This is a genomic window from Streptomyces sp. NPDC001732 (assembly GCF_053596315.1).
Map to the genome: position 1 here is coordinate 28,115 of NZ_JBSFFY010000029.1, position 20,340 is coordinate 48,454.

23 protein-coding genes are annotated in these 20,340 nt (G+C 71.1%); 6 read left to right on the forward strand and 17 right to left on the reverse strand.

From position 1 onward, the window contains the following. Positions 1-115: 115 nt before the first annotated feature. The 17 genes from ACWCXX_RS24685 to ACWCXX_RS24765 all read right to left on the reverse strand — a co-directional run bounded on the left by ACWCXX_RS24685 (position 116) and on the right by ACWCXX_RS24765 (position 12,388). Positions 116-577: a Pycsar system effector family protein gene (locus tag ACWCXX_RS24685; RefSeq protein ID WP_451130697.1), complete on the reverse strand. Its 462-nt coding sequence runs from the start codon at positions 575-577 to the stop codon at positions 116-118. Beyond that, entirely contained in the window at positions 577-918 is a 342-nt protein-coding gene (locus ACWCXX_RS24690; RefSeq protein WP_451130699.1) for a DUF7739 domain-containing protein, read from the reverse strand. Before ACWCXX_RS24690 ends, ACWCXX_RS24685 begins: the two co-directional genes overlap by 1 nt. Positions 919-935: 17 nt before the next feature. After that, positions 936-1,349 (reverse strand): NUDIX domain-containing protein, encoded by a 414-nt coding sequence (locus ACWCXX_RS24695; protein ID WP_451130701.1) that lies wholly within the window; start codon positions 1,347-1,349, stop codon positions 936-938. Positions 1,350-1,378: 29 nt separating this feature from the next. Beyond that, complete coding sequence (locus tag ACWCXX_RS24700; RefSeq protein ID WP_451130831.1) at positions 1,379-1,675, reverse strand: AAA family ATPase; 297 nt, start codon at positions 1,673-1,675, stop codon at positions 1,379-1,381. Between the two features lie 6 nt (positions 1,676-1,681). After that, on the reverse strand, positions 1,682-2,116 hold the full coding sequence (locus ACWCXX_RS24705) for a hypothetical protein (RefSeq protein ID WP_451130703.1): 435 nt from the start codon (positions 2,114-2,116) through the stop codon (positions 1,682-1,684). 12 nt (positions 2,117-2,128) lie between these two features. Continuing rightward, on the reverse strand, positions 2,129-2,629 hold the full coding sequence (locus tag ACWCXX_RS24710; protein WP_451130705.1) for a hypothetical protein: 501 nt from the start codon (positions 2,627-2,629) through the stop codon (positions 2,129-2,131). A 94-nt stretch (positions 2,630-2,723) separates the two neighbouring features. Next, positions 2,724-2,945, reverse strand: a complete 222-nt coding sequence (locus ACWCXX_RS24715; RefSeq protein ID WP_451130707.1) for a hypothetical protein — start codon at positions 2,943-2,945, stop codon at positions 2,724-2,726. After that, positions 2,945-4,336 (reverse strand): DNA/RNA helicase domain-containing protein, encoded by a 1,392-nt coding sequence (locus ACWCXX_RS24720; protein WP_451130709.1) that lies wholly within the window; start codon positions 4,334-4,336, stop codon positions 2,945-2,947. The genes ACWCXX_RS24715 and ACWCXX_RS24720 overlap by 1 nt, the downstream gene beginning before the upstream one ends. Next, on the reverse strand, positions 4,336-5,178 hold the full coding sequence (locus ACWCXX_RS24725) for a hypothetical protein (protein ID WP_451130711.1): 843 nt from the start codon (positions 5,176-5,178) through the stop codon (positions 4,336-4,338). Before ACWCXX_RS24725 ends, ACWCXX_RS24720 begins: the two co-directional genes overlap by 1 nt. Before the next feature lie 69 nt (positions 5,179-5,247). Next, entirely contained in the window at positions 5,248-5,658 is a 411-nt protein-coding gene (locus ACWCXX_RS24730) for a hypothetical protein (RefSeq protein ID WP_451130713.1), read from the reverse strand. A gap of 2 nt (positions 5,659-5,660) precedes the next feature. Then, entirely contained in the window at positions 5,661-7,670 is a 2,010-nt protein-coding gene (locus tag ACWCXX_RS24735) for a hypothetical protein (protein ID WP_451130715.1), read from the reverse strand. A 450-nt stretch (positions 7,671-8,120) separates the two neighbouring features. Then, the gene (locus ACWCXX_RS24740; protein WP_451130717.1) at positions 8,121-8,360 is read right to left on the reverse strand and encodes a hypothetical protein; all 240 of its coding nucleotides are present in this window, start codon (positions 8,358-8,360) and stop codon (positions 8,121-8,123) included. A 4-nt stretch (positions 8,361-8,364) separates the two neighbouring features. Then, positions 8,365-8,817, reverse strand: coding sequence for a hypothetical protein (locus ACWCXX_RS24745; protein ID WP_451130719.1), 453 nt, complete (start codon positions 8,815-8,817; stop codon positions 8,365-8,367). A gap of 84 nt (positions 8,818-8,901) precedes the next feature. Next, on the reverse strand, positions 8,902-10,989 hold the full coding sequence (locus tag ACWCXX_RS24750; RefSeq protein WP_451130721.1) for a hypothetical protein: 2,088 nt from the start codon (positions 10,987-10,989) through the stop codon (positions 8,902-8,904). A gap of 64 nt (positions 10,990-11,053) precedes the next feature. Then, a complete protein-coding gene (locus tag ACWCXX_RS24755; RefSeq protein WP_451130723.1) occupies positions 11,054-11,467 on the reverse strand; it encodes a hypothetical protein in 414 nt (137 codons plus the stop codon). Next, on the reverse strand, positions 11,464-11,871 hold the full coding sequence (locus ACWCXX_RS24760; RefSeq protein WP_451130725.1) for a hypothetical protein: 408 nt from the start codon (positions 11,869-11,871) through the stop codon (positions 11,464-11,466). The genes ACWCXX_RS24755 and ACWCXX_RS24760 overlap by 4 nt, the downstream gene beginning before the upstream one ends. Positions 11,872-11,968: 97 nt before the next feature. Further along, positions 11,969-12,388: a hypothetical protein gene (locus ACWCXX_RS24765; protein WP_451130727.1), complete on the reverse strand. Its 420-nt coding sequence runs from the start codon at positions 12,386-12,388 to the stop codon at positions 11,969-11,971. Between the two features lie 526 nt (positions 12,389-12,914). Here ACWCXX_RS24765 and ACWCXX_RS24770 point away from each other — a divergent pair. From ACWCXX_RS24770 to ACWCXX_RS24795, 6 genes are all read left to right on the forward strand, one after another. After that, a complete protein-coding gene (locus ACWCXX_RS24770; protein ID WP_451130729.1) occupies positions 12,915-13,739 on the forward strand; it encodes a GntR family transcriptional regulator in 825 nt (274 codons plus the stop codon). A gap of 820 nt (positions 13,740-14,559) precedes the next feature. Further along, entirely contained in the window at positions 14,560-15,786 is a 1,227-nt protein-coding gene (locus ACWCXX_RS24775) for a hypothetical protein (protein ID WP_451130731.1), read from the forward strand. Positions 15,787-15,873: 87 nt separating this feature from the next. Further along, positions 15,874-17,271: a replicative DNA helicase gene (gene dnaB / locus ACWCXX_RS24780; RefSeq protein ID WP_451130733.1), complete on the forward strand. Its 1,398-nt coding sequence runs from the start codon at positions 15,874-15,876 to the stop codon at positions 17,269-17,271. A gap of 787 nt (positions 17,272-18,058) precedes the next feature. Next, the gene (locus tag ACWCXX_RS24785) at positions 18,059-18,634 is read left to right on the forward strand and encodes a hypothetical protein (protein ID WP_451130735.1); all 576 of its coding nucleotides are present in this window, start codon (positions 18,059-18,061) and stop codon (positions 18,632-18,634) included. Between the two features lie 96 nt (positions 18,635-18,730). Further along, entirely contained in the window at positions 18,731-19,330 is a 600-nt protein-coding gene (locus ACWCXX_RS24790) for a hypothetical protein (RefSeq protein WP_451130737.1), read from the forward strand. Between the two features lie 317 nt (positions 19,331-19,647). After that, positions 19,648-20,247 (forward strand): hypothetical protein, encoded by a 600-nt coding sequence (locus ACWCXX_RS24795; RefSeq protein ID WP_451130739.1) that lies wholly within the window; start codon positions 19,648-19,650, stop codon positions 20,245-20,247. Positions 20,248-20,340 lie beyond the last annotated feature (93 nt).

Genomic DNA, 20,340 nt, shown 5'->3' on the forward strand with positions numbered 1-20,340 from the left:
CCTGGTTGGGTTAGGCCTAACGGTTCTGGTCGGCACGGAAGCGGTCGCGCCGGGGGTTCCAGCCGGAGCAGTGGGTGTGTTCCTGGCCGTCCGCGCCGCGCAGGGTGCTCTCCGGTCAGATCAGGGAGGTGAGCAGGGCGGCGGCGAGGGTGACGAGCGAGGCGCCGGTGATGTCCCCGGCCAGGCGCAGTCCCCGATATTTGCGGCGGGCGATCTGCGAGAGGTGGATGACGTGGGTGGCGCGGTCACCGGGGTTCTTCAGGTCCTCGACCAGGGTCTCGGGCGTGCACAGCGACCAGTAGAGGAAGGAACCGCGAGTGGCGCCGGTCAGTCGGGGGCGGACGACCAGGAGGACGACGAGCATCGCGGTGACCAGGCCGACGGTGCCAGCCCCGACAAGGACGGCGGCCACGGGCGGTAAGGCGTGTCCGGGCACCGCGGCAACCAGCGCGGCCAGCGGCAGGCTGAACGAAGTAAGGAGCACGCCGCTCTTGGCGTCGCTCCTGCTGATCTCGGCGAGGACGGTGGTGTTGGCGGTGTCCAGGCGGGCGTCGACGGGGTCGGGTCCGGTGGTCATCAGTTGTTTCCTTCGGTGGTCGGGGTCCAGGTCCAGGGGGCGGAGGCGGCGGCGGCGTTGGCGGCCGCGATGCCCAGGAGGGAGGCGAGTCCGCTGTACGGCTTCCGCAACCGCCGGTGGGCGGCCGCCCGGTGCAGCAGGGCGGCGAGCCGGGCGGCCTGGTCGGTGTCGAGGATCTGCTCGCTGTCTCCGGCGGTGTCCAGGAGTCGGGTCAGCGGTGGGTAGTCGGTGGCGGGCAGGACGCCGCGCACGTGCTCGCCGAGGTGGCGCAGATCGCGAACGGGGATGGTATCGACGCCGAAGAAGTCGGAGCCGTGGCTGACGATGACGTGGGTGCTCATACTCAGGTTCCCTTCGGTCAGAGGCTGTTGAGGATGGCGGCGTGGTCGAACGCCAGCCGCTCCGGCAGATCGGTGATCGGCCACCAGCGGGCGGCTCGGGCGTCGTCGTCCGCGACGGCCTTTGTGCCAGCCCGGACGAGCGCGAGGTAGGCGACGGTGACGTACCGGCCGCGCGGGTCGCGGCCGGGCGCGTCCCACACGCCGATCTGCCGCAGGTCCTCGGGATCCACGTGGACGCCGGTCTCCTCGGCGAGTTCGCGGGCAGCAGCCGCGCGGCTCGTCTCCCCGATGTCGACATGGCCCCCCGGCAAAGCCCAGTGGCCCTCGTAGGGGTCCCAGCGCCGCTCGATCAGCAGGACACGGCCGTCCGGCGTCACGGCGATCACGTCGGCGGTGTAGCGGATGGCCTCGAAGGTCTCGGTTGTGGTCAAGGTCTTCTCCTGTTTGCTGTCAGGGCTGGTCAGAGGGGCGTGACGATGTCGTGCGCGGCGGTGAAGCCCTCGGCGAGCAGGGCCTTGGGGGTGGCCGCGAGCGCGAGGGCGTGCTGCCAGGCGAGGACGTCGTCGGGCACGCGCCGGTTGGCGGGCCGGTCGGCGTTGCGGGCCCGGCAGGTGTCGATGTGGGGGAGGAAGCGCAGGGCGACGATCCAGCGGGCGTGGCGGCGGGCCTGTGCGACCAGATCGGCGCGGACGTGCGTCTCCACGTTCGTAGAGTCGACGAAGACGGCGTGCCCCTCGCTCAGGTGCTCGTCCAGCAGGGCGTTCTACCGCTCGACGGCGGCGGGGGTGAGGGACTGGTCGCCGGCGCAGCCCCCGATCTGCTCGCGCAGGGAGTCGAGGCAGACCACGGTGACGATCCCGGCCTGGGCCGCGAAGGTGCTCTTGCCCGCGCCGGCGGGGCCGACGGCGACTACGAGTGTGCAGGGCTCCAGGGAGCGCAGCACGTCGCTGCCTGTCGTCGTGCGGAGGTTCTCGGTGGCGATCCACCGGTCCGGGCCGCCCTGGCGGGTGTGCCGCCAGTCCTGCCGGGTGCCGATGATCCGCTCGGCCCAGTCCATCGCGGCCTCGACGTCGCGGTCAAAGTCCCCCGGGACGAAGGTTTCGTGGCAGCGGAGGAACCGGCGTCCCCGGTTGAGCTGCCAGCCATGGAGGCCGTTGTCGAGATGCGTCGGGGCGAGGACGTAGGGCGGGAACGGCATGATGGGGTCCTTTCAGCGGGTGTCGTTGCGGGTGCGGGCGATCAGGCCGCGGGTCGTGCTGGAGACCGTGGTCGTCTCCTGCCGGACCGGACCCTGGTAGTGGTGGTGGTGCGTGGCCGGGGCGGCCTCGATGGCGCTGCGGGCCCGGCCGATGACCCGGGACAGGGCCATCAGAAGGGCGACCGGGGCGCCGCCGGCCACGGCCAGGACGAGAGGGTCGACGTCCGCAAGCCGCCACAGCACCAGGGACACCCCGCCGCCGGTCATCAGGGACGCCGCGCCCACGGCGAGCATGACGGTCGAGACATCGGTGGCCCTCTGGCTCATCGGGGGGCGGCCGGGCTGAGCGACGGGCATGGCGTCTCCCGTGGTCGGCAGCGGGGTGCTGTCCTTGTAGCTGGTGGCCGTAAGGCCGGTGGTGCTGTAGAAGCCCTCGGCGATGATGCGGGCGGCCTCGTCGGCGGCCTGTGTCTCGCTGAGCGGCTGCTGGGGGGTGGTGGTCGGCTCGTGCATGTCGGGGTTCTCCTGCGGGGGCTGTGCGTGGGCATGGGGCAGGCCCGGAGCCGGGGGGTGGCTCCGGGCCTGTGGGGGCGGGGTTCCGTTCTGGTCAGCGGCGGGTGACGTCCAGGCAGGCGCCCGGCAGATCCGTGACCCAGTCGAACCCCTCCAGGGTCACGCCGTGGTCGGCGGCGGCATCGAGCAGAACGTTGAGGAGTCGTGTCGCCGCGGCCTGCTCGTCGTCCGTGACGGGGCGCCCGCTCCTTTTCAGAGCAGCGATGCGCTCACCGGTGGAGCGGCCCTGAGCGTCGGTGTGTCGACCGATGATCATTAGCTCTCCATGGGAATGACGCGGCCGGTGCCGTCTGGGCGGGCGATCTGCCCGCGCTCGCGCATGCCGCTGATGGTGGTGTTGATGGTGCCGCGCCGGACCGTGCGGCCGCCGTCGGCGTCCAGGGCCTCCTGGAGTTCCGCCACGGTCATGCCGTCGGGCGGCAGCACCGCGAGGATCCGCTGGGCGATCGTCATCGTCGCCGCCTCCGGCTCGGGCTCGGGAGCCTCGATCGCCGATGTATCGGCGGGTTCCCCGCCCTTGCCGCTGGCCGCTTTGCGCTCCTGGGCGGTCATGTACGCCTCCAGGTCGATCGCGGTGCCCGGCGGCGGCTGGTCGCCGTACAGGTCGAGGACCACCGGGTCGTAGCCGGTGCACGGCTCGACGCTGCCGACGATGAAGGTGCGGGCCATGCTGGTCGGGCGGCGGGACGTCAGGTGGTAGAGCATCCCCTGGCTGTTGACGTCGTCCTCGTCGTCGGGCGGCGTCTCCCCGTACCGGAGGATCCGGCGCACCTGGCCGACGATCTTCGGGATGGGCTGGAGCGCTTCTCCCTGGGGGAGGAGGCCGTCGGAGACGAGTTGCTGCATCATCGCGGACGACCAGCGCAGCAGGATGACTTCGCCCTCCTTGAGCATGCCGCGCAGGGTGTCCGATCCGCCGAGCTCGTTGAGGTGTCCGGCCTGGGCGAGGATGATGATGCCGACACCCACGCTCCGGCCGGTCCGCCCGAGTTCCTTGATGAGGTAGGCGCCCTCGTCCCGGAAAGGGGCGTCTTTCTCCAGCAACCTGTTGGCTTCGTCGACGATGCCGTAGACCAGCGGGTCCGGGTTGTCCTTCACGAACCCGGACCGGCCCATCGCCGCGTACGACTTCATGCGGCGCTCGGCCTCGGCGACCAGGCCGCGCAGCATCAGGATCGTCTCGTACGGGGTGGTGACCCGGGTGGCGACCTGTCCGACGGCCTCGGGGACCGACTGGCCGTGCTTGAGGTCGGCGAGGTGGACGACGATGCCGGAGAGCTTGCAGGCGATCAGGATTGCCTGCGCCAATCTCGACTTGCCCGCGCCCGTGGTCCCGAAAACCGCGCCCCTCTGCGCGTTGCCCGTCTTCGGGTCGAACAGCCGGAAGCGCAGCGGCGACCCGTCAAAGTAGGAGCCGAGCCTGATGCGGCCCCGCGCGTCCATGACCAGGTCGGTCAGGTCGATCTGCCGCATGTCCATCAGCGGGTTGGAGGGGTAGATCCGCACGATCGCCTGCCGTCCGGCCCCCTGCTCGAAGATGACGCGGCTGTAGTCCTCGACCTTCAGCAGGTCGCAGAGCGCCGGGTGGTTGTAGCTCTTCACCCCGCCGGGCGGGGTCTTCAGCAGGTACTCCCGTACCTCTGCCATCAGGTCAGCTCCTTGTGCACGGGGTAGGTGGCGGCCTCGACGAGCTCGACGCCGGGCATCGCGGTGGTGGCGATCTCCGCCCACAGAGCGTCGTCGTCGTCGACGGCGACGGCCTGCTCGGGGAGCTGCGGACGCACGCCCAGGACCACGAGCCGGATCCCGGCGCCGCGGCCGGGCACGGGCCCGATCTCGATCCGGTCCTCCGGCAGGTCCAGGTACGCGGACAGGTCCTCGGCGCTGATCTTTGGTGCCTTCCCGCGCTTGGCCGACCCGATGATGAACGCGTGGCACTGCCCGGTCACCTGCCGGTACTCCAGGAGCACCGTGCCGGGCGCGGCGCCGTCCTCGACGGCGATGTTCTCGCCCCACCACTGGGCCTCCGGGGAGGCGTAGACGACCGGGGGTTCGGCCTCCTCTGTCTCTTCCAGGGCGGCCTCGGCGGCTGCGGCGAGCTCCTGGGCCGCCGCCTCGTCGACGAGTTGGCGGGCCAGTTGGCCGGGGCGCAGGTACCAGGTGGCTCCGGTCCACAGGGCCACGACGCCCGCCTGCACGAGCAGGGACACCCCGGTGTCGGGGGCCAGCCACTCGACGGCCAGGAGGACGCAGGCGCCCGTGTGCGGGGCGACGTAGACGCCGATGGCCGTGTCCCGCGCGGAGCGTGGGGCCCGCAGGATCTTGATGTTGGTGACCAGGCCGACCCCGGCGGTCGTCACCGCGGCGAGAACGCCGGGGACGGTGACGGAGTCGGCGGCCAGGCCCGCGGTGAGGACTGCGGACCCGGCGACGGTTGCGGCACGGCCGGCGGTGGCACGGCTGACCGCCGCACGCACGCGAGCGAGCATGATGTTGCCTCCGGAAACGGGGCGGGGCGGCCGGAGCCTGATGGCCCGGCCGCCCCGCGGTTGGTGGGGTCAGCGGTTGCAGTAGTACTGCCGGTCGGTGTCCTTGCCCGCCATGAGCTCGGCCACCGGTCCGTAGTCGGCCTCGTGGCCCTCCTTCGCGGCCCTGAAGTCGCCTGCCATCTCCTCCGCCTCGACCGCCAGGGCCTTGGCGTCGGCGAGCACGCCACGCATCACGCCGGCGGCGTCGCGGTGCGCGTTGACGACGTCACCCGAGACCCACATCGCTGACGCGGTGTCGGCCAGGGTGTCCACCTGTTTCGCACAGCCCTCGACGTAGTCGTAGGCGCCGCGCACGGCCTCGCTGAGAGCGAGCATCGCCATGCTCGCCAGCCCCAACTTCGCCGTGGCGACGGTGTAGGTGACGCCGTCGACCACCAGCTCGACGACCTTGCTGCCCACGCGGGCGAGGTCCATTCCCATGGCTACTCCTTGTGGTACGAGGCGTCGGCGGGCGCGGCGTGGCCCATGTCGCGCACGAGGTCCGCGGCGGGCTTGTCGTGCTCGGCCGCGACAGCCCCGGCGTGGGCGATGGCTTCCGAGGCACGGGGCAGGCCCTTCGCGACGGCGAGGGCCTTGTCCTCCACGACCCCGGCCCGGTCGATCAGCCGGGTGCACCAGCCGACCAGCACCCCCGGCACGCTCTTGGCGATCAGGGAGGCACGCAGACCCTCCAACGAGGACTGGAGGTTCTGGCATTTCTGGGCGACTTTCAGGGCGTGCTCGGCGCCCGCCAGGATCTCCTCCGCCATGTCCTGGTCCGCGTCGATGACGTCATAGACCGTCAGGTCGGAGTCGTCGAACTGGGTGTCGTGTACTGGCGGGACGGGTCGTGCAGGCGGTCCTCCTGGCATCGGGATCGCCTCCCTTCTCTTCTCGTTCTTCGGTGCGGGCGGGCTGCTGCTCGGTGGTGTCGGTGTGTCGGGAGCCGGAGAGGCCGGCGACGCCTCCGGCCCGGTGGCGGAACCGGGCGGGAGGGCTTCTCGGGGGTTGAAGACGTTGGCGATCCGGGCCCGGCGCCGCAGCACTTCCGCCCGTTTCGCCTCGGCCCTGGCCCGCTCCTGGGCCTCCCGGTCGGGCCGGGAAAACCAGACCTTGTACTCCGCCCGCATCCCGGGCGGCGGCCGCAGCCACTCCCCGTCCGGCCGCGGTTCGTGCCGGGGCGGCGGCCGCTCCTCGCGGGTGCGGCGGGAGCGCGAACCGGGCCCGGACCCCGTCGGCCCGCCGCTCTCCTTACCCGGGGCCTCGGACCCGGGTACCGCCTCCTCGGCCCCAGGCGGGGGCGGCTTCGGCGACGTGGCCTTCGGCGGAGCCGTCGAAGACCCCTTCGGCGCCCGGGGCTTCTTCTTCAGGTCAACCTTCGGCCCGGACTCGGGCTCGGCTGTCTCCTCGGCCGTGGCGTCCTTCTTGCGCCTGCTGAGCACGGGCGGGTCGAGGGCCTCTCGCCTCTCCTTCAGCCGCCGCTCCGCCTCCTCGGTGAGCGACTGGCCGATCGCCTGCCCGAGTGTCGTACGGTCCTCGGCCTCCCGCTTTGCCTTCCGCCGCTCCTTGCGGTCCTTCTTCGCGGCGTCCCGTTCCTGGCGGCGGGCCTCGCGGGCGGCGTCCTTCCGGGCGGCCTTGGCCTCCAGGCGTGCGGTGCGGATGCGGTCCTTCGCGGCCTGGTGGGCATCGTCCGAGCCGTGCTTGCGGTCCCGGTCCTTGCCCCAGTCCTCCAGCCGGGCCGCCGCACGGTCCGCCTTCCGCTGGTCCTTCGCCCGCCGCTTGTCCGCGGCCCGCTCCTGGCGGCCACGGGCCCGCTCCAGGGCCGGGCTCGACGCGCTGGTGCTCGGCGACTTCCCCGCCTTCGGGGACTTCGGGCTCTTGCCGCCCGGTCCGGAGTCACTCTTGTTCTTGCCCCCCGGGCCGTCCGGCCCCTTCGAGCTGCCCTTGCCGCCTTTGTCCTTGGCGCCGGGGCCGTTCTTGCGCCCTGTCCCGGTCGACCCGTGGGCGGCCAGCTCCTTGCCGCCCTTGCCGCCCGGGCGGTTCTTGCCGTCCGGGCCGGGTTTCGGGCCGCGGCCGCCCCCGGGGCCGCCGCCCGCCTCGCCGAACGTCCCCTTCGAGCCGCCCTTCGAACCGCCCTTGCCGCCCCCCTTGTTCTTGGTGGCGTCCCGGCCGTACTCGGTGGGCGACTGCACGCGGCTCTTCGCGCGGGCCTTCTCCGCGTCGTGGCCGATGGCCGCCAGGGCGGCGTCGTGCTCGGCGCGGTTCTTGATCCGCTCGGCCTTCGCCGCCGCGGCGGCCAGACGGACCGGGGCCTGGTCCTGGAACTTCTGGCGGCGGTCCTCCATCCACTGCGTCATCCCGCGCAGCGCGGCGACCGCGATACCGATCGCGGCCACCATCACACCGCCCAGACCGTCCCGGCCCCGGCCGCCCGCCGCGCCGGGCTCGTCCAAGCCCTCCGACCGCAGTGCGGCCGGGGCCCCGGACGTGCTCGGCTCCGGTAAGGCCGGGACCGGCGGCGGCGGAACCGCCGGGGGAGGAACGTGCAGGGTCGGCAGGACCAGGGTGGGCGGGGGCTCCTCCGGGGCCTCGTCGGGCACCGGCACGGCGGGGGGCGCCGGCGGGAGCGGCGGGGGCGGCGGCCCCGGCGGGGGCCCGGGCGGGGGTGGGGGAGGGGGCGGCGGGGGTCCTCCCGCCGGGGGCCGGAACGGCAGAAGTGTCCCTCCGCGCTCCTCGTCGTCACTCATGAACCCTCCAAAGGGGGTTGACAGATGGTGACCGCCTCGCGTACGCGCGCGCGCGTCCGCGCGCACGCGTGTCCGCGCGCACGCATTATGCGTGCGCGAGGCGGTCACCTCCGGGTTTGAACGGTTGATTGATTGACCCGGACGTCCGGGTGATGGTCACTGGCTGTAGCGGTCGACCCAGTTGGCGAGCGTGCGGGACAGGTCATCCCACACCGTCGCCGGGTCTCGTCCCGCTGCCCGGTCCGCCGCTTCTCTGGCGGCGGCGACCGCCCGGGCCCGCTCCATCCACGACTCGGCGAGACCGCGCGGGCCGCGCGCGGCCCGCGCGGTCTGCTGCTTCTCGAAATGGGCCCGCTGGTTGAGCGCCCGCCGTTCGGCCTTCGACTGCACGGCCACGGGTTCAGGCCCCCTTCCTCAGCTCGTCGAAAACGTCGTCAAACCCGGCCTTCTGGGCGGGGACGGCGCCCTCACCGCTCCCGGCGGGCGCGATGGCCTGCCGCTTCTGCCGCTTGGCCAGCTCCTTCTTCAGGCGCTTGGCCTCCCGCTTCTCCGGCAGTTCCTCGTAGGAACGCTCGAAGCGGCGGTTGAAGGCGACCAGGGCCGGCAGGACCTTCTCAAGGCTGTCGGCCGCGTCATTCAGCGGCTTGACCACGTGATTAGCGCGCAGCCAGGGCTGACCGGGGAGGTCGCCCTCGATGCGGCCCTCCTCTTGCAGCATGGCCGCCATCTCCCGCGCGATCCGGCGCAGGTCGTCGGCGAGCGGCTGGAGCTGCACCCGGCGATGGTCCAGGTGGATCTTCCGGTTGCCAGGTGTTCGCAGGTGCTCAGGGGTCCAACGGTCGTCGTCGTTCATGGGGTCCTCTCACGGTGTGCGCGGGATCAGGGGAAGAGGGCGGGCGGGCCCGGTAAGCCCGCCCGCGGTCGTGCTCGCCGCCCGTCAGGTACGGACGGCGCGGATCTGGTTGCGGACCCACTCGGGATCCAGGCCGCCGAACTCGTCGGCGAGAGCGGTAGGCGAGGGGGTTCCGCCCGCCCGCAGAATCTCGGTGGCGCGGGCCCGTACCGCTTCCCGCTGCTCGGCGCTCGGGGCGCCCGACTTACCGCCCTTACCGGTGCGCTTACCGCCACCGGTAGAGCCGTAGCTACCGCCCGACCTACCGGTACCGGTAGCGCGCGGTTTACCGGTCGGGTTACCGCTACCGGTACCGCCCGGATTACCGGTACCGGTAGAACCGGGATTACCGGTCGGGCTACCGCTACCGGTACCGCCCGACTTACCGGTACCGGTGGGGGCCGGGTTACCGGTGTCCTTACCGCTCGCGGTGTCGGCCTCCTCCTCGCCCTCGGCGTCCTTCTCGTCGTCGGCGGCGTGACTGTCCATGAGCTTGTGGACGCGCCAGACGACCGCGACGAACATGGTCACGACGGCGATGATCAGGAAGGTCTTCCCGTCGGCCTCCGGCACGGCGAGGTGGTACGTGATGTTCGCGCCGAGCATCAGCAGCAGCGCCGGGTACACGTCCTTCTCCCGCTTGAAGGCAACAACGCAGTAGATGTCGATGCACACCGGCAGCAGCGGCGACCACGGGCCGAATCCGACCATCAGCGCGAGGTGGTACTCGCCGGTGGCGGCGAGCCCGATCGCGGCGAAAAGTGCCAGCCAGACCATCAGGTCCCAGAACTGCCGGGACCAGGACTGCTTGCGCTTGGCCCACGACTTCTTCTTTGCCGCCGCCTTACGGGCCTGGGCCAGCTTGGCCTCGGCACTGCGCTGGAGCTTCTCGGCGCGGGCGGTGGCCTCGACCGCGTCCTTCATCACCGCGGCCTTCTCCTGCTCGGCGCCGGCCACGATCGCCGCCGCCTTCTTGCGGGCCTCGCTCTCGGCGTTGCGCCGCATCTCCGCCAGCTCGGCGGCCAGCGCCGCGCGCTGCTTCTCGCGGTGCAGCTCGTGGCTCTCAGCGAACCTGCGGAGCTCCGCCTCCGCCTCGGCGCGGGCCGACTCGATTTCGGCCTGGATGGCCGTGCGCCGTTCGGCGAGCTCCTCGTTCAGCTCCAGCAACGCGGTGCGGCGGGCGAGGTCAGTCTCGGCGGCAACCGCCGCGTGCGCGGCCGCCGTCTCGTTCGCCTGCTCCTGCGCCTCCCCGAGGATCCGCGCCGCGTCCGCCAGGGCGGTGCGGTAGGCGGCCTCGGCAGAGGCCCGGCGAAGTGCCGCGAGCTCGACCGCCTGCTGCTCCGTCTCAGCGAGCAGCAGGCGGGCCGACTCCTCGGCAGCCGCCGTGATCTCCTTGGCTGCCCGTTCCGCGGCCGCCGTGATCTCGGCGGCCTCGGCACCGGCGGCGGCGAGGCATTCGGTGGCGTCCTGGTCGGCGGAGGCGCGGACGCGGTCCGCCCCGAGCCGGGCCCGGCGCAGCCGCTGTCCGGCCTCCTCGGCCACCTCGACCAGGACCCGCCGGGCATCGGCGGCCGCCGACCGGCGGATGGTGTCGGCCGACTCCTCGGCGGCGGCAAGCAGTTGCTCCGTCTCGTCGGAGGCCCGTTGCCTGGCGAGGTCGAGAGTGTCAGCCGCCCGCTGCGCCATGTCGGCCGCCCGGTCGCGGGCGTCCGCGAGCCGGGCCTCGGCTGTCTGTGCTGCCGCCGTCGTGGTCTCGGCGGCCTCGCGCTCGGCGTTGGCGAGGATGCCGTCGGCTGCGGACCGGGCCCGGTACAGCCGCTGCCCAGCCTCCTCGGCCACCTCGACCAGGACCCGCCGGGCGTCGGCGGCCGCCGACGCCCGGACGGCCCGGGCGGCCTTCTCGGCGTCGCCCGTCAGCCGGGCCGCCTCCTCGGCGGCCTGCTCCCGGGCGAGGTCGAGAGTGTCGGCCGCCCGGTCCCGCAGGTCCGCGAGCCGGGCCTCGGCCTCTTCCCGGACCTCCTGGCTCGGCGGCACGGGCGCCGCCGAAGCGGCCGGGCGCCGCTGCGACGGGGCCGTCGGCTTACGCGGCGTCTTCTTCTTGGCGGTGCTGCGGGTACCCGTACGGGCCGCCACGCCACCCTCCTCTCAGTCGTGCAGGCGGCCGCCGTCTCGGCGGCCGCCTGCGGGTGCGGTTGCTTCAGACCCGGGCGATACGGGCGGTCAGACGGCCGACCGTGCTCGTGATCCGGTCGATGGCCCGGGTGACCATGGCGGTGAAGTTGTGGTCGCCCGCCTGGTCGAGCGCGACCAGGGCGAAGGCGAACCTGCTGTCGACCCTGTCCAGGTGGCCCTCCAGCTGCCACCACGTCCTGCCCCGCACGGCCTCGACCAGCTCGGCCAGGACGTACAGCGGGGCGATGTAGGCGACGGCGGCCAGTACCTTCACCCGCCGCTCCGTGGTGCGCAGTCGGTGCCAGCGGGCGGCCCGGGCGATACGGATCAGGTCGAGGTAGACCTCGAAGCGATCCGCCGGCCACGCCGTGATCGGGCCGTTGTCCTGACGAAACGCGCGGACGTCCCGCATCCGGCGGCGGTACAGAGTGCTGGTCATGCCTGGCCCTCCTCGGACTGGACCGACTTCACGGCGTAGATCGCGTTGAGGATCAGCACCTGGGCAATGACCAGGTCGTTGCCCCGCGCCACGACGAAGGCCCTCTCCAGGCCCTCCAGCGACAGGCCGCTCACCGTCTCGATGCACTGTGTGCATCCCTGGTCGGCGTGCTCGATCACGAGCTCGGGCCCGGCGGACTGGGGGTGATCGAAGGACCGGGGCCCGGCCTTCGGCCGCGGCACCGATACCGCGGGGGTCGCTGCGCCCGCGGACTGCTGCGGGAGGAAGCGGATCAGCCCGGCGTCGAGCGCCTTCTCGATCGTGGCCAGCTCCCCCGTACGAGCGCCCAGGTCGGCCTGGGCCCTCAGCCGGTCCAGCGTGGAAGCGCGGAGGATGCGGATCACAGCGCCACCCCCGCAAAGCCGTTCTTGCCGTACTGGTGCTCCGAGCGCTGGTTGGCCTCGTCGACCTGGCGCCGCATCTCGGCCTCTTCCTCGGGGGTCATGCGGCGTACCCCCTCGCCTGCTCGCCGCCGACGTACGCGTCGAAGTCGAAGTCGACCGCGGCGACCAGGGCCTGGAGCTGCTCGACGGTGACCTCGGAGCTGTCGACGACGATGCGCAGGCTGACGTTGCCCTGGCACATCGTCCCGAGGACCCGGAAGCCGCTCTCGGTCCGGGTGATGCCGCTGCTCTCCAGCTCCTTCACCAGGGTCGGCAGCAGGTGCGCGGCCTCCCGGCGGACGGTCAGGTCGGCCAGAATCTCGCCCGGCCGGACGGTCACCTCGACCGCGACGCCGAGCCTGGCCAGGTCCTGGACCCCCTCGAACACCGTCCACGCCTCGGTGACGACGTCCTCGACACCGTCGGACACGGCCTGGGGCTTGATCGGGGCGGCGGTGGTGAATGGGATGATGGTCATGCGGATCGGTTCCTTTGCTGGTAGATCCGTGGACCCCCGGCACATATGGCGTCTCCAGCGCCGTGCCGGGGGTCGCGCCATGCATGAGTGCCGGCGCGGTGAGCGGACAGGGAGTTGCACCCGTGGCCCCGCCCCTGGGGCCCTGCTCAGATCCGCTCTCGGGCTGCCATGCGGCCAGCCCCCCGCTCAAGACCTCACCAACCGGAAAACTGCTGGTGAGAGGGTCGTCTCGTCGTAATGACGGCAGGGGCGCCGCGGCCCGAAATTCAATCCACTGTTGAGTTCTCAAGGAACGAACGGCCAGCCAGCTTCAGCCTCGAAGAGCCTGGTTCCGACACCGTCGTAAGCCGACCTAAAACCTAGGTTTTTGGCGACCTGGGGAAGATGACACCACGACCAGCCACACATGTCAATAACCCTAGGTTTTTTCCCGCGCCGCCTGGACAGTGGGGCACGATGGGCGTTAAAACCTAGGTCTGAACTAGTGTGGTGGTGACGCCTAGTAGCCAAGGAGAGATGCATTCCGATGACCGAGCCCAGCTCCATCAAGTGGCGACAGCTCGCAGCCGAGCTACGCGCCAAAATCCAGGACGGCACACATCCGCCTGGTTCGACGTTGCCGCAGCTCAAGGCATACGCAGCCGAACTCGGGATTCATCACGAAACGGTTCGCGCGGCGTACAAGGAGCTGGAAAAGGAAGGCCTTGTCCGGACGATCCAGCGGCGCGGATCCATCGTCCTGGAACCCCCGGTTCGGCGAAGGATCACGCGCGGTGTCACCATCACTCGCGATCCTTCACGTGGCTACGTGTTCCCTGCCGCCTCGCGGCCAGACGAACCCTGGCAAGTCCACGGGCGCCCGTTCCGCAGGACGGTTCCAGCCCCAGCTCAGGTAACCGACCAGTTCGAGCTTGACCCCGGCGCCGAAGTTCTGCGCCGCCGGCGTGTCACCAGCCCTGCGGATGAACCACCCTTTCAGCTTGTGGACACCTGGCTCAGCCCCGAGGCCGTCAAGTCCGCTCCGAGAATCGCCGATGCGTCGCCAGGCCCCGGCGGCTACCTGGACCGACTTGAAGAGGCTGGTCACGGCCCGATCGAGTGGGAGGAGACTTCCCGTGTCCGCATGCCGGAATCCGAAGAGGCAAAACTCCTTGAGATCGCTAAGTCCATCCCCGTCCTGGAGTCCAGGATCGTCGGCACATCGGCACTGACCGGCAGGCCGATCGAGGTCACGATCCGAGTGATCCCGGGAGACCGTGTTGAGTTGACGGGAAAACTCCAGAGGGGAGAGTCGGCCCAGTGGCCGGTTGAGCCCGTCGAACCGCCCGAGACTGCCAACCAGACAGCGTGACCAGAAGGCGGTCCTGACTTCGACGCGCCGGTGGTACTCGCCACCGCGTCCGGGCTGACTCGCAGGGGGCGACACTCCGACCTCACTCCTCTGCCCCTTTGAACGGCCCGGGAAGGTAGAAGATGGCCCCGCAGAACGCGAACAGGCCCTCAGATGGAGGGCCTGCCGATCGTGTCGCCGGTTGTGGTGGTCGGCGCCGTGATCAAGCACCTGAACTGGAGGTGCCTGCGATGCACAGCAGGCTACGCGTACCCGCAGGCAGCACACTGCCAGGGCCTGGCGACACGCCGTCGGTTTCCCACCTGTCGGGACGCGTTCGCAGGCCCTTTCCCGGAGAACGGGATCCCGGAGTATCCGCGTCGGAAACCAGGTACACCATCACACCGGCGTCCGGCGTGATCGCCGGATCCCTCAGCCAGCGGAAGGACGTTGCCATGGTTGCCCGCGCCCCGTAACGCCGAGAGCCGCCCCTGTTGGCGCAGGAGCGGCTCTCGATTCCAGCTTTTGACTCAGACCTTGGCCTACCCAGCCTCCACACCTGAGTCGTACGTCGGCGGTAACGCCGGGCTCCCGACCCTTCGGGGCCCGGTCACCTCGTCCAGAGTAACCGGCTACCCGCCCTTTTTGCAGCACCACCCACGGGCCCGCTCGGCATCTGGTCAAGATCACTCGGCGTGCGGCTCTCAATACAGATTGAGAGCGTCTACCCCATGCACCGCCCCCCTCGGATCGCCTTCATGGATCCCGCGACGGTAACCGTCCCGGCCGTAACTCCGCCGGCGGTGGCTCTGTGAGCCGCCGACACCTTCCTCGCCGCTCGATGCCGGACAACGGTGAGGGCGAGTACCTGTTTGAAGGCGACATCACCGACTACTGGTCGGCTGCGGTGGTGCGGCACTGGTTCCTGCACCTGCCCGGTATGAAGCCCACTGACTTCAAGCTCTACATCCTGCTGCGCGCCATGCTGACGTCCAGCCCGCGGGGCCTGCGCCGCATGTCGGTCGACCAGTTGTGCTTTCTGCTGACCGAGGAGGGCGAGAAGCCGGTCGGCGACTCGACCGTGCGGGCTGCGCTCAAGCGCCTGGAAAAGGCCGAGCTCGTCACGAACCCGGACGGCGAGCGCATCGTGAAGTCCACCGGTAAGGGCGGCATCCAGACCATCTCGCGCCGCTACAAGGTCCACGACCTCCCCCCGGACACCCACGTCGGCTGGGCGAACACGTGGCAGAAGCTGGACGCTTATCGGCCCGACTGGCGCGAGAACCCGATCGTCCCGCCGACCCACACGAAGACCCCCGACGGCATCGTCCGCTCGAATTTGAGCGGACGTACTGAGCTGGGCGAACAGGCCGGGACCGAGGGCCCCGAGGTCGAAACCGCAGGTGGTTTCGACCGCTCGATTTCGAGCAGTGCTCCGCAGAAAACGAGCAGTCGAGCGCAGAAATCGAGCGGCGACAAGCCGCTGACCTGCGGAAACGAGGGGGGTATTCAGACTCCTATTAGGTCTTCTCTCTCTCCTGTCGCAGCCGTCCCAGCGGTACCCGGTGACTCGGTTGAGGAGACGGTCGAAGAGAGAGAGATCCCGGCTGCGCCGACGAACAGCACCACGGCGCCGGGCGCCGAAGTCGGCGAGGACCCCATTGCGGCCGCTGCTGCTGTTGCTGAGCAGTTCGCGAACCTGTGGAAGGCCGAGCGCGGCACACGACCGAGCCGCCGTCAGCTGGACAGCATCGCCCTGGACGCGGCCGAAGCCATCGCGTCCGAGGACTCCACCGAGTGGTTGACCCAGTCGGTCGTCCCGTTCATGGTCAGCCGAAACTACCTGGACCTCGCCCGGGCCAAGACCCACCCGCAGTGCCCTGCACCGCGAGGTGCGAAGGTTCCCGTCCAGCGGCCCTCCGTCCTGGAGTGGTGCGGCGAGTGCAACGACGGCATCCCGCCTGCCCAGCCGGGCCAGCGGATGCGCGAGGCCGACGACGGCAGTCTGGTCCGCTGCGAGTGCCACCCGTCCCACCCCAGCCACGCCAAGAAGCCGGTGCTGGCCTAGACCCTCCACAACGCGACGGTGGCAGGGGAGCCCGTGGAAAGGCCCCTGCCACCGCCCGAATCACCCAGTTCAAGAAGGGATTCACCCATGAGCGTACCCACGCAGCACGACGGCATCGAGGACGGCAGCGGCTCGCTGTTCGACGACGCCCCGGACACCGCTTCCTTCGAGCGTGTCCCGCCGAACTCCATCGAGGCCGAACAGTGCTCGCTCGGCAGCATGATCATGTCGAAGGACGCGATCGGCGAGGTCAGCGAGAGCGGGGTGACCAGCGAGGCGTACTACCACACGACTCACGGCACCATCCATGACGCAATCATGGACATGTACGGCAAGGGCGAGCCGGTCGACCCGATCACGCTCGCGGCATACCTGGTGAAGTCCGGCGATCTGGAGCGGATCGGCGGCGCACCCTACCTGCACACCCTGGTGCAGGCCGTGCCGACGGCGGCGAACGCCGGGTACTACGCGGAGATCGTGGTCGAGCGGTTCAAGCTGCGGCGTCTGATCGAGGCGGGCACCCGCATCGTGCAGCTGGGCTACACAGGCAAAGGCGAAGTCTCCGACGCCGTCAACGCAGCGCAGGCCGAGATGCAGGCCGCGGCCCAGCTCAGCGCCGGCGGCGGACTGGAGCGGGTCTCGGACGTGGACGAGATGCTGGAGGAGTACCTCGTCAGCATGGACGCGCCGCCGCCCGAGCGCCTGCCGCTCCCGTACGCCCGTCTCCAGGAGATGCTTCCGATGGAGCCCGGCGACCTGGTCGTGGTCGCCGCCCGCCCGGCGATCGGCAAGTCCGTGGTCCTGCTCGACATCGCCCGGCACGTAGCGATCAAGCACCGGATGCCGGTGCTGATGTCGTCCATGGAAATGAGCCGCCCACAGCTCATGCAGCGGATCATCGCCGCCGAGGCCCGCGTCCCGCTCAACCGCGTCAAGGACCGGCACTACGAGGGCGACGACCGCCAGCGCATCCACAACTCGGCCCTCACTATCGGCGGGGCGCCGCTGGTCGTGGACGACGGCCCGGCCACCACCACCGTCCAGCTCCGCTCGCGACTGCGCTGGCTCCAGGCTCAGGGCAGGCTCCCACGTGTCCTCGTGGTGGACTACCTCCAGATCATGAAGGCGTCCGGCAAGCGCGGGCAGAACCGCACCGGTGAGGTGGACGAGATCTCGCGAGGCCTGAAGGAACTGGCCGTCGAGTTCGAAATCATCATCATCACCGCGGCCCAGCTCAACCGAGAAGTCGAGAAGCGCGAGGACAAAAAGCCGATGATGGCCGACCTGCGCGAGTCCGGTTCCATCGAGGCCGACGCCAACGCCGTGATCCTGCTGCACCGCCCCGACGCATACGACAAGGACCACGAGAGGGCGGGGGAGATGGACTTGATCATCGGCAAGAACAGGCAGGGGCCGACGGGCACCGTCACCGTTGCCTTCCAAGGGCACTATGCCCGTGCCCGTGACCTCGGTACAGGCTTCTGACCTGCTGTAGCGTCTCAAATCCCGTGGCACAGTCTCATTTGATCTTGGCACGTGACGGCACATCAGTGAGACGCGCAGGTCAGGGGCCTGCGCCCTCGCGAAGGTGCGGAGAAAGTGCCACGTTTCGTGAGACTGAGCCGTGTGCCATTGAACCGACCAGCCCCAGGGCCCGGCGAGACATCCGTCCGCCGGGCCCTTTGGCGTCCACGGCGGAGCGCCGGCGGGAGCGGTGCACGAGGCACGGCGCGGCGCGGAGCGCAGTGCCGTGCCTCGTGCACCCGGCGGCCGCCCGACTGTCAGGCCATCTCACCTCTTAAGAGGTGAGTTTGTGGTGGAGGTGAGTCGGAGGTGCGGGTTCGGGCACGTGGGGGCTCCGCCCCCACACCCCTGGGCCCTCCACAGAGGGGTGGGGGCGCCGTTTTGATCGTGCGGTGGGTGGGTGGTGCTGGGTGGGTGGGGTCGGGGGGTTCCCTCCGCGACGGGGCCCCGGAGGGGACCGCGGCCCGCGCCGGGCCGCCAGGCCAAGCCGCCTTCGGCGGTCGCGCGAGCGCGAGCCTGGCACCCCGACACGGCCCGCGGTCGGCTGCGCCTGCCCCGCCGCGGAGGGAACCCCCCGACCGGCCCGTCGTACGGCGTGCGGACGCCGGGCGGGACACCGAAGAAGGCCGTCTGAGCTGCTGTTTCGACTTGACCTTGAGCCTGAAACTTGATTGAATTAGCAGTGTCGGAACGGGGCGGGAATCCCGGACCGGCACCACCGAAGAACCTCAACCCCAGGAAGACGTTCATGATCATCAGTAGTCAGACCCCCGCCGCCTCCCGCGTGCAGCTCGACAAGGGCCCCGCCGAATACCTCGTCATCGTCGACGACGGCCCCGCCGTCGACGGCGTCCGCGCGGGCCGGACCCCCGAGCGGCGGGTGCTCTGTGTCGAGCGCCGGGCCGACCATCCGGTGGAGCGGCAGGCCCAGTGGAACGAGCTGGAAGGCGCCTGCCTGGACGCGGACGGAACGGTGCGGCTGCTCGCCCTCACCGCCGTCAGTCATGGCCACGCCGCCCATGCCGCCCGCCGCGAGTTCGCGGCGTTCAACGCCGCCGTCCGCATGGGCGACGAGATCGACCGCCACCTGGAGCGCGGCGCCCGCGGGTGGCTCGCGATCCGGATCGCCGACGGCAGCAGCGACGGCGAGCTGTACGGCGACTACGAGGGCGCTTTCGCCGCCCAGGTGCACCCCGAGGCGTGCACCTACTTGCCGATCTCCCCGCTGTGCCCGTGGACGCCCCGCATGTGCGCGGAGCACCTGGAGCTCATGACCCACCTGCGGCACGGGTGCATGGTCTACGGCCGCCCCACCTGCCACTGACCTGCGGCCGCCGGTGACGCGGGTGGGGGCGGGAATCCCCGCCCGCGCCACCGGCCCGGCCGCTCGACACCGATCAACCTCAACGAAAGGCACGACATGACCACCACCCCCGCGTACCGGCTCGGCGAACCCGACTGGGAGCAGCGCTACCCCGTCCTGATCGGCACGGACACCGTGATCGGTGCCGTCTTCCGCTGGCACCGCGACTGGCTCACCCTCACCACCGAGGGCGAGCACAACCTTGGCCGTCCCGAGCAGGGCCGCCGCGGCGTGCCGAAGGCGGCCGCCCTGGCGGCGGCCGGGCAGGTGGCCGCCGAGTACGCGGCCGGTCGCATCACGGCCATGACCCTGGCCGACGTCACGGCCGCCGTGCCGGTGCTGGACGGCCCGGTGCCGCTGCTGCACCCGCGGATGCCACAGAGCCCCCGCAACATTGAGGCCGCGGAGAAGGTCGCCGCCGCCCAGGCGCTGTACCGCTGGAAGCCGTACACGGGGTTCCCGGGCAGCGACAACCCGCAATGGCAGGAGTGCGAGTTGTGCGGCTGGCAGGGCCCGCGCTACTGGTCCCACCAGCGCGGCCGCAACGGTGAGGTGCCCAGCACCCACCGGCACCCGGCGTCCGAGGAGTTCGGGGCGCCCGCCGGTTGCGTCGGTGACGCGAAGGTCCGCGAACTGATCGCCGCCTACCAGCAGTAGCCGTCGCCCGCAGGCAGCCGGGCCCGGACGAGCGCCGGGCCCGGCGCCCCCGTTACCTGCGGGTGAACGACCCCGAGGCCTACTCGTTCTCGATCAACCGCTGTCTCGTGGCCCGGTCCGGCCGGCGGGGGAGTGAGGGGCGGGAATCCCCGCTCCCCGTCGGCCGGACCGCTCCAGACGTGCAGGCGGCCGACGGGGCGCAAAAGCGTGGGAATCCCGTCGGCCGCAACGCCCGGCCACCGAAGGCCCTCAACAGGCCGTCAACCGAGCACGCCAACATGGTAGACGCGTTCCACACACACCAAGGAGCAGGACCTATGAAGACCATCGACGGACGGCCGTACGCCACCCGAGCCGAGCTGTCCGCCCGCGCCGGGTTCAAGGGCGAGGCCACCCTGCGCAACCTGTGGGCGGAGCGCGAGAGCAACGGCCACCCGCCCGCCCGCCGGATCGACCGCGCCCTGTACTGGGACCTGGAGGTCTGGGAGCGCTGGCACACCGAGTACCGGCGGCAGCGCAACGGTGTCGACTACAGCGGCAGCCCCGACGAGGAGCTGCCCCCGGCGGACCAGGCCAGGGTCCTCGGGATCAGCGTCAGCGCGATCAGTCACTACCGGGACAACCCGCCGCCCGGGTGGCCCGCGCCCGTGCGCGAGGAGGAGCTGGAGAGCGGCCGCACGCGCGAGTACCGCACCCGGCGCCAGCTCTGGGCCTACGCCGACGCCGGGCCCCGGGCCGGAGTGGCCGGCCGCACGCCGGCGAAGGGCCCGGACCCCAGGGTCGCCCTGGCGGTCGAGGCCCTGGCCGCCGCGCCCGGCCGGAAGGCGGGGGAGACTGCGGCCGCCCTCGCCGAGCAGCACGGCGGAGGCCTGAGCACCTGGAAGCGCGCCGTCACCGAGGCCCGCAGGCAGGGCTGACCGGCGGCCGCGACGCGCACGGTCGGCACCATCCCCGACCGGGCGGATGCGAGCCGCCGGAACGCCCGGGAAAAGGTCGGAAAGGCAGTCCTG

Bases quoted from the DNA above. Each gene is read 5' to 3' on its own strand.
- ACWCXX_RS24685 (WP_451130697.1), bottom strand. From the start codon at position 577: ATGACCACCGGACCCGACCCCGTCGACGCCCGCCTGGACACCGCCAAC.
- ACWCXX_RS24690 (WP_451130699.1), bottom strand. From the start codon at position 918: ATGAGCACCCACGTCATCGTCAGCCACGGCTCCGACTTCTTCGGCGTC.
- ACWCXX_RS24705 (WP_451130703.1), bottom strand. From the start codon at position 2,116: ATGCCGTTCCCGCCCTACGTCCTCGCCCCGACGCATCTCGACAACGGC.
- ACWCXX_RS24710 (WP_451130705.1), bottom strand. From the start codon at position 2,629: ATGCACGAGCCGACCACCACCCCCCAGCAGCCGCTCAGCGAGACACAG.
- ACWCXX_RS24715 (WP_451130707.1), bottom strand. From the start codon at position 2,945: ATGATCATCGGTCGACACACCGACGCTCAGGGCCGCTCCACCGGTGAG.
- ACWCXX_RS24720 (WP_451130709.1), bottom strand. From the start codon at position 4,336: ATGGCAGAGGTACGGGAGTACCTGCTGAAGACCCCGCCCGGCGGGGTG.
- ACWCXX_RS24725 (WP_451130711.1), bottom strand. From the start codon at position 5,178: ATGCTCGCTCGCGTGCGTGCGGCGGTCAGCCGTGCCACCGCCGGCCGT.
- ACWCXX_RS24730 (WP_451130713.1), bottom strand. From the start codon at position 5,658: ATGGGAATGGACCTCGCCCGCGTGGGCAGCAAGGTCGTCGAGCTGGTG.
- ACWCXX_RS24745 (WP_451130719.1), bottom strand. From the start codon at position 8,817: ATGAACGACGACGACCGTTGGACCCCTGAGCACCTGCGAACACCTGGC.
- ACWCXX_RS24755 (WP_451130723.1), bottom strand. From the start codon at position 11,467: ATGACCAGCACTCTGTACCGCCGCCGGATGCGGGACGTCCGCGCGTTT.
- ACWCXX_RS24765 (WP_451130727.1), bottom strand. From the start codon at position 12,388: ATGACCATCATCCCATTCACCACCGCCGCCCCGATCAAGCCCCAGGCC.
- ACWCXX_RS24770 (WP_451130729.1), top strand. From the start codon at position 12,915: ATGACCGAGCCCAGCTCCATCAAGTGGCGACAGCTCGCAGCCGAGCTA.
- ACWCXX_RS24775 (WP_451130731.1), top strand. From the start codon at position 14,560: ATGCCGGACAACGGTGAGGGCGAGTACCTGTTTGAAGGCGACATCACC.
- dnaB (WP_451130733.1), top strand. From the start codon at position 15,874: ATGAGCGTACCCACGCAGCACGACGGCATCGAGGACGGCAGCGGCTCG.
- ACWCXX_RS24785 (WP_451130735.1), top strand. From the start codon at position 18,059: ATGATCATCAGTAGTCAGACCCCCGCCGCCTCCCGCGTGCAGCTCGAC.
- ACWCXX_RS24790 (WP_451130737.1), top strand. From the start codon at position 18,731: ATGACCACCACCCCCGCGTACCGGCTCGGCGAACCCGACTGGGAGCAG.
- ACWCXX_RS24795 (WP_451130739.1), top strand. From the start codon at position 19,648: ATGAAGACCATCGACGGACGGCCGTACGCCACCCGAGCCGAGCTGTCC.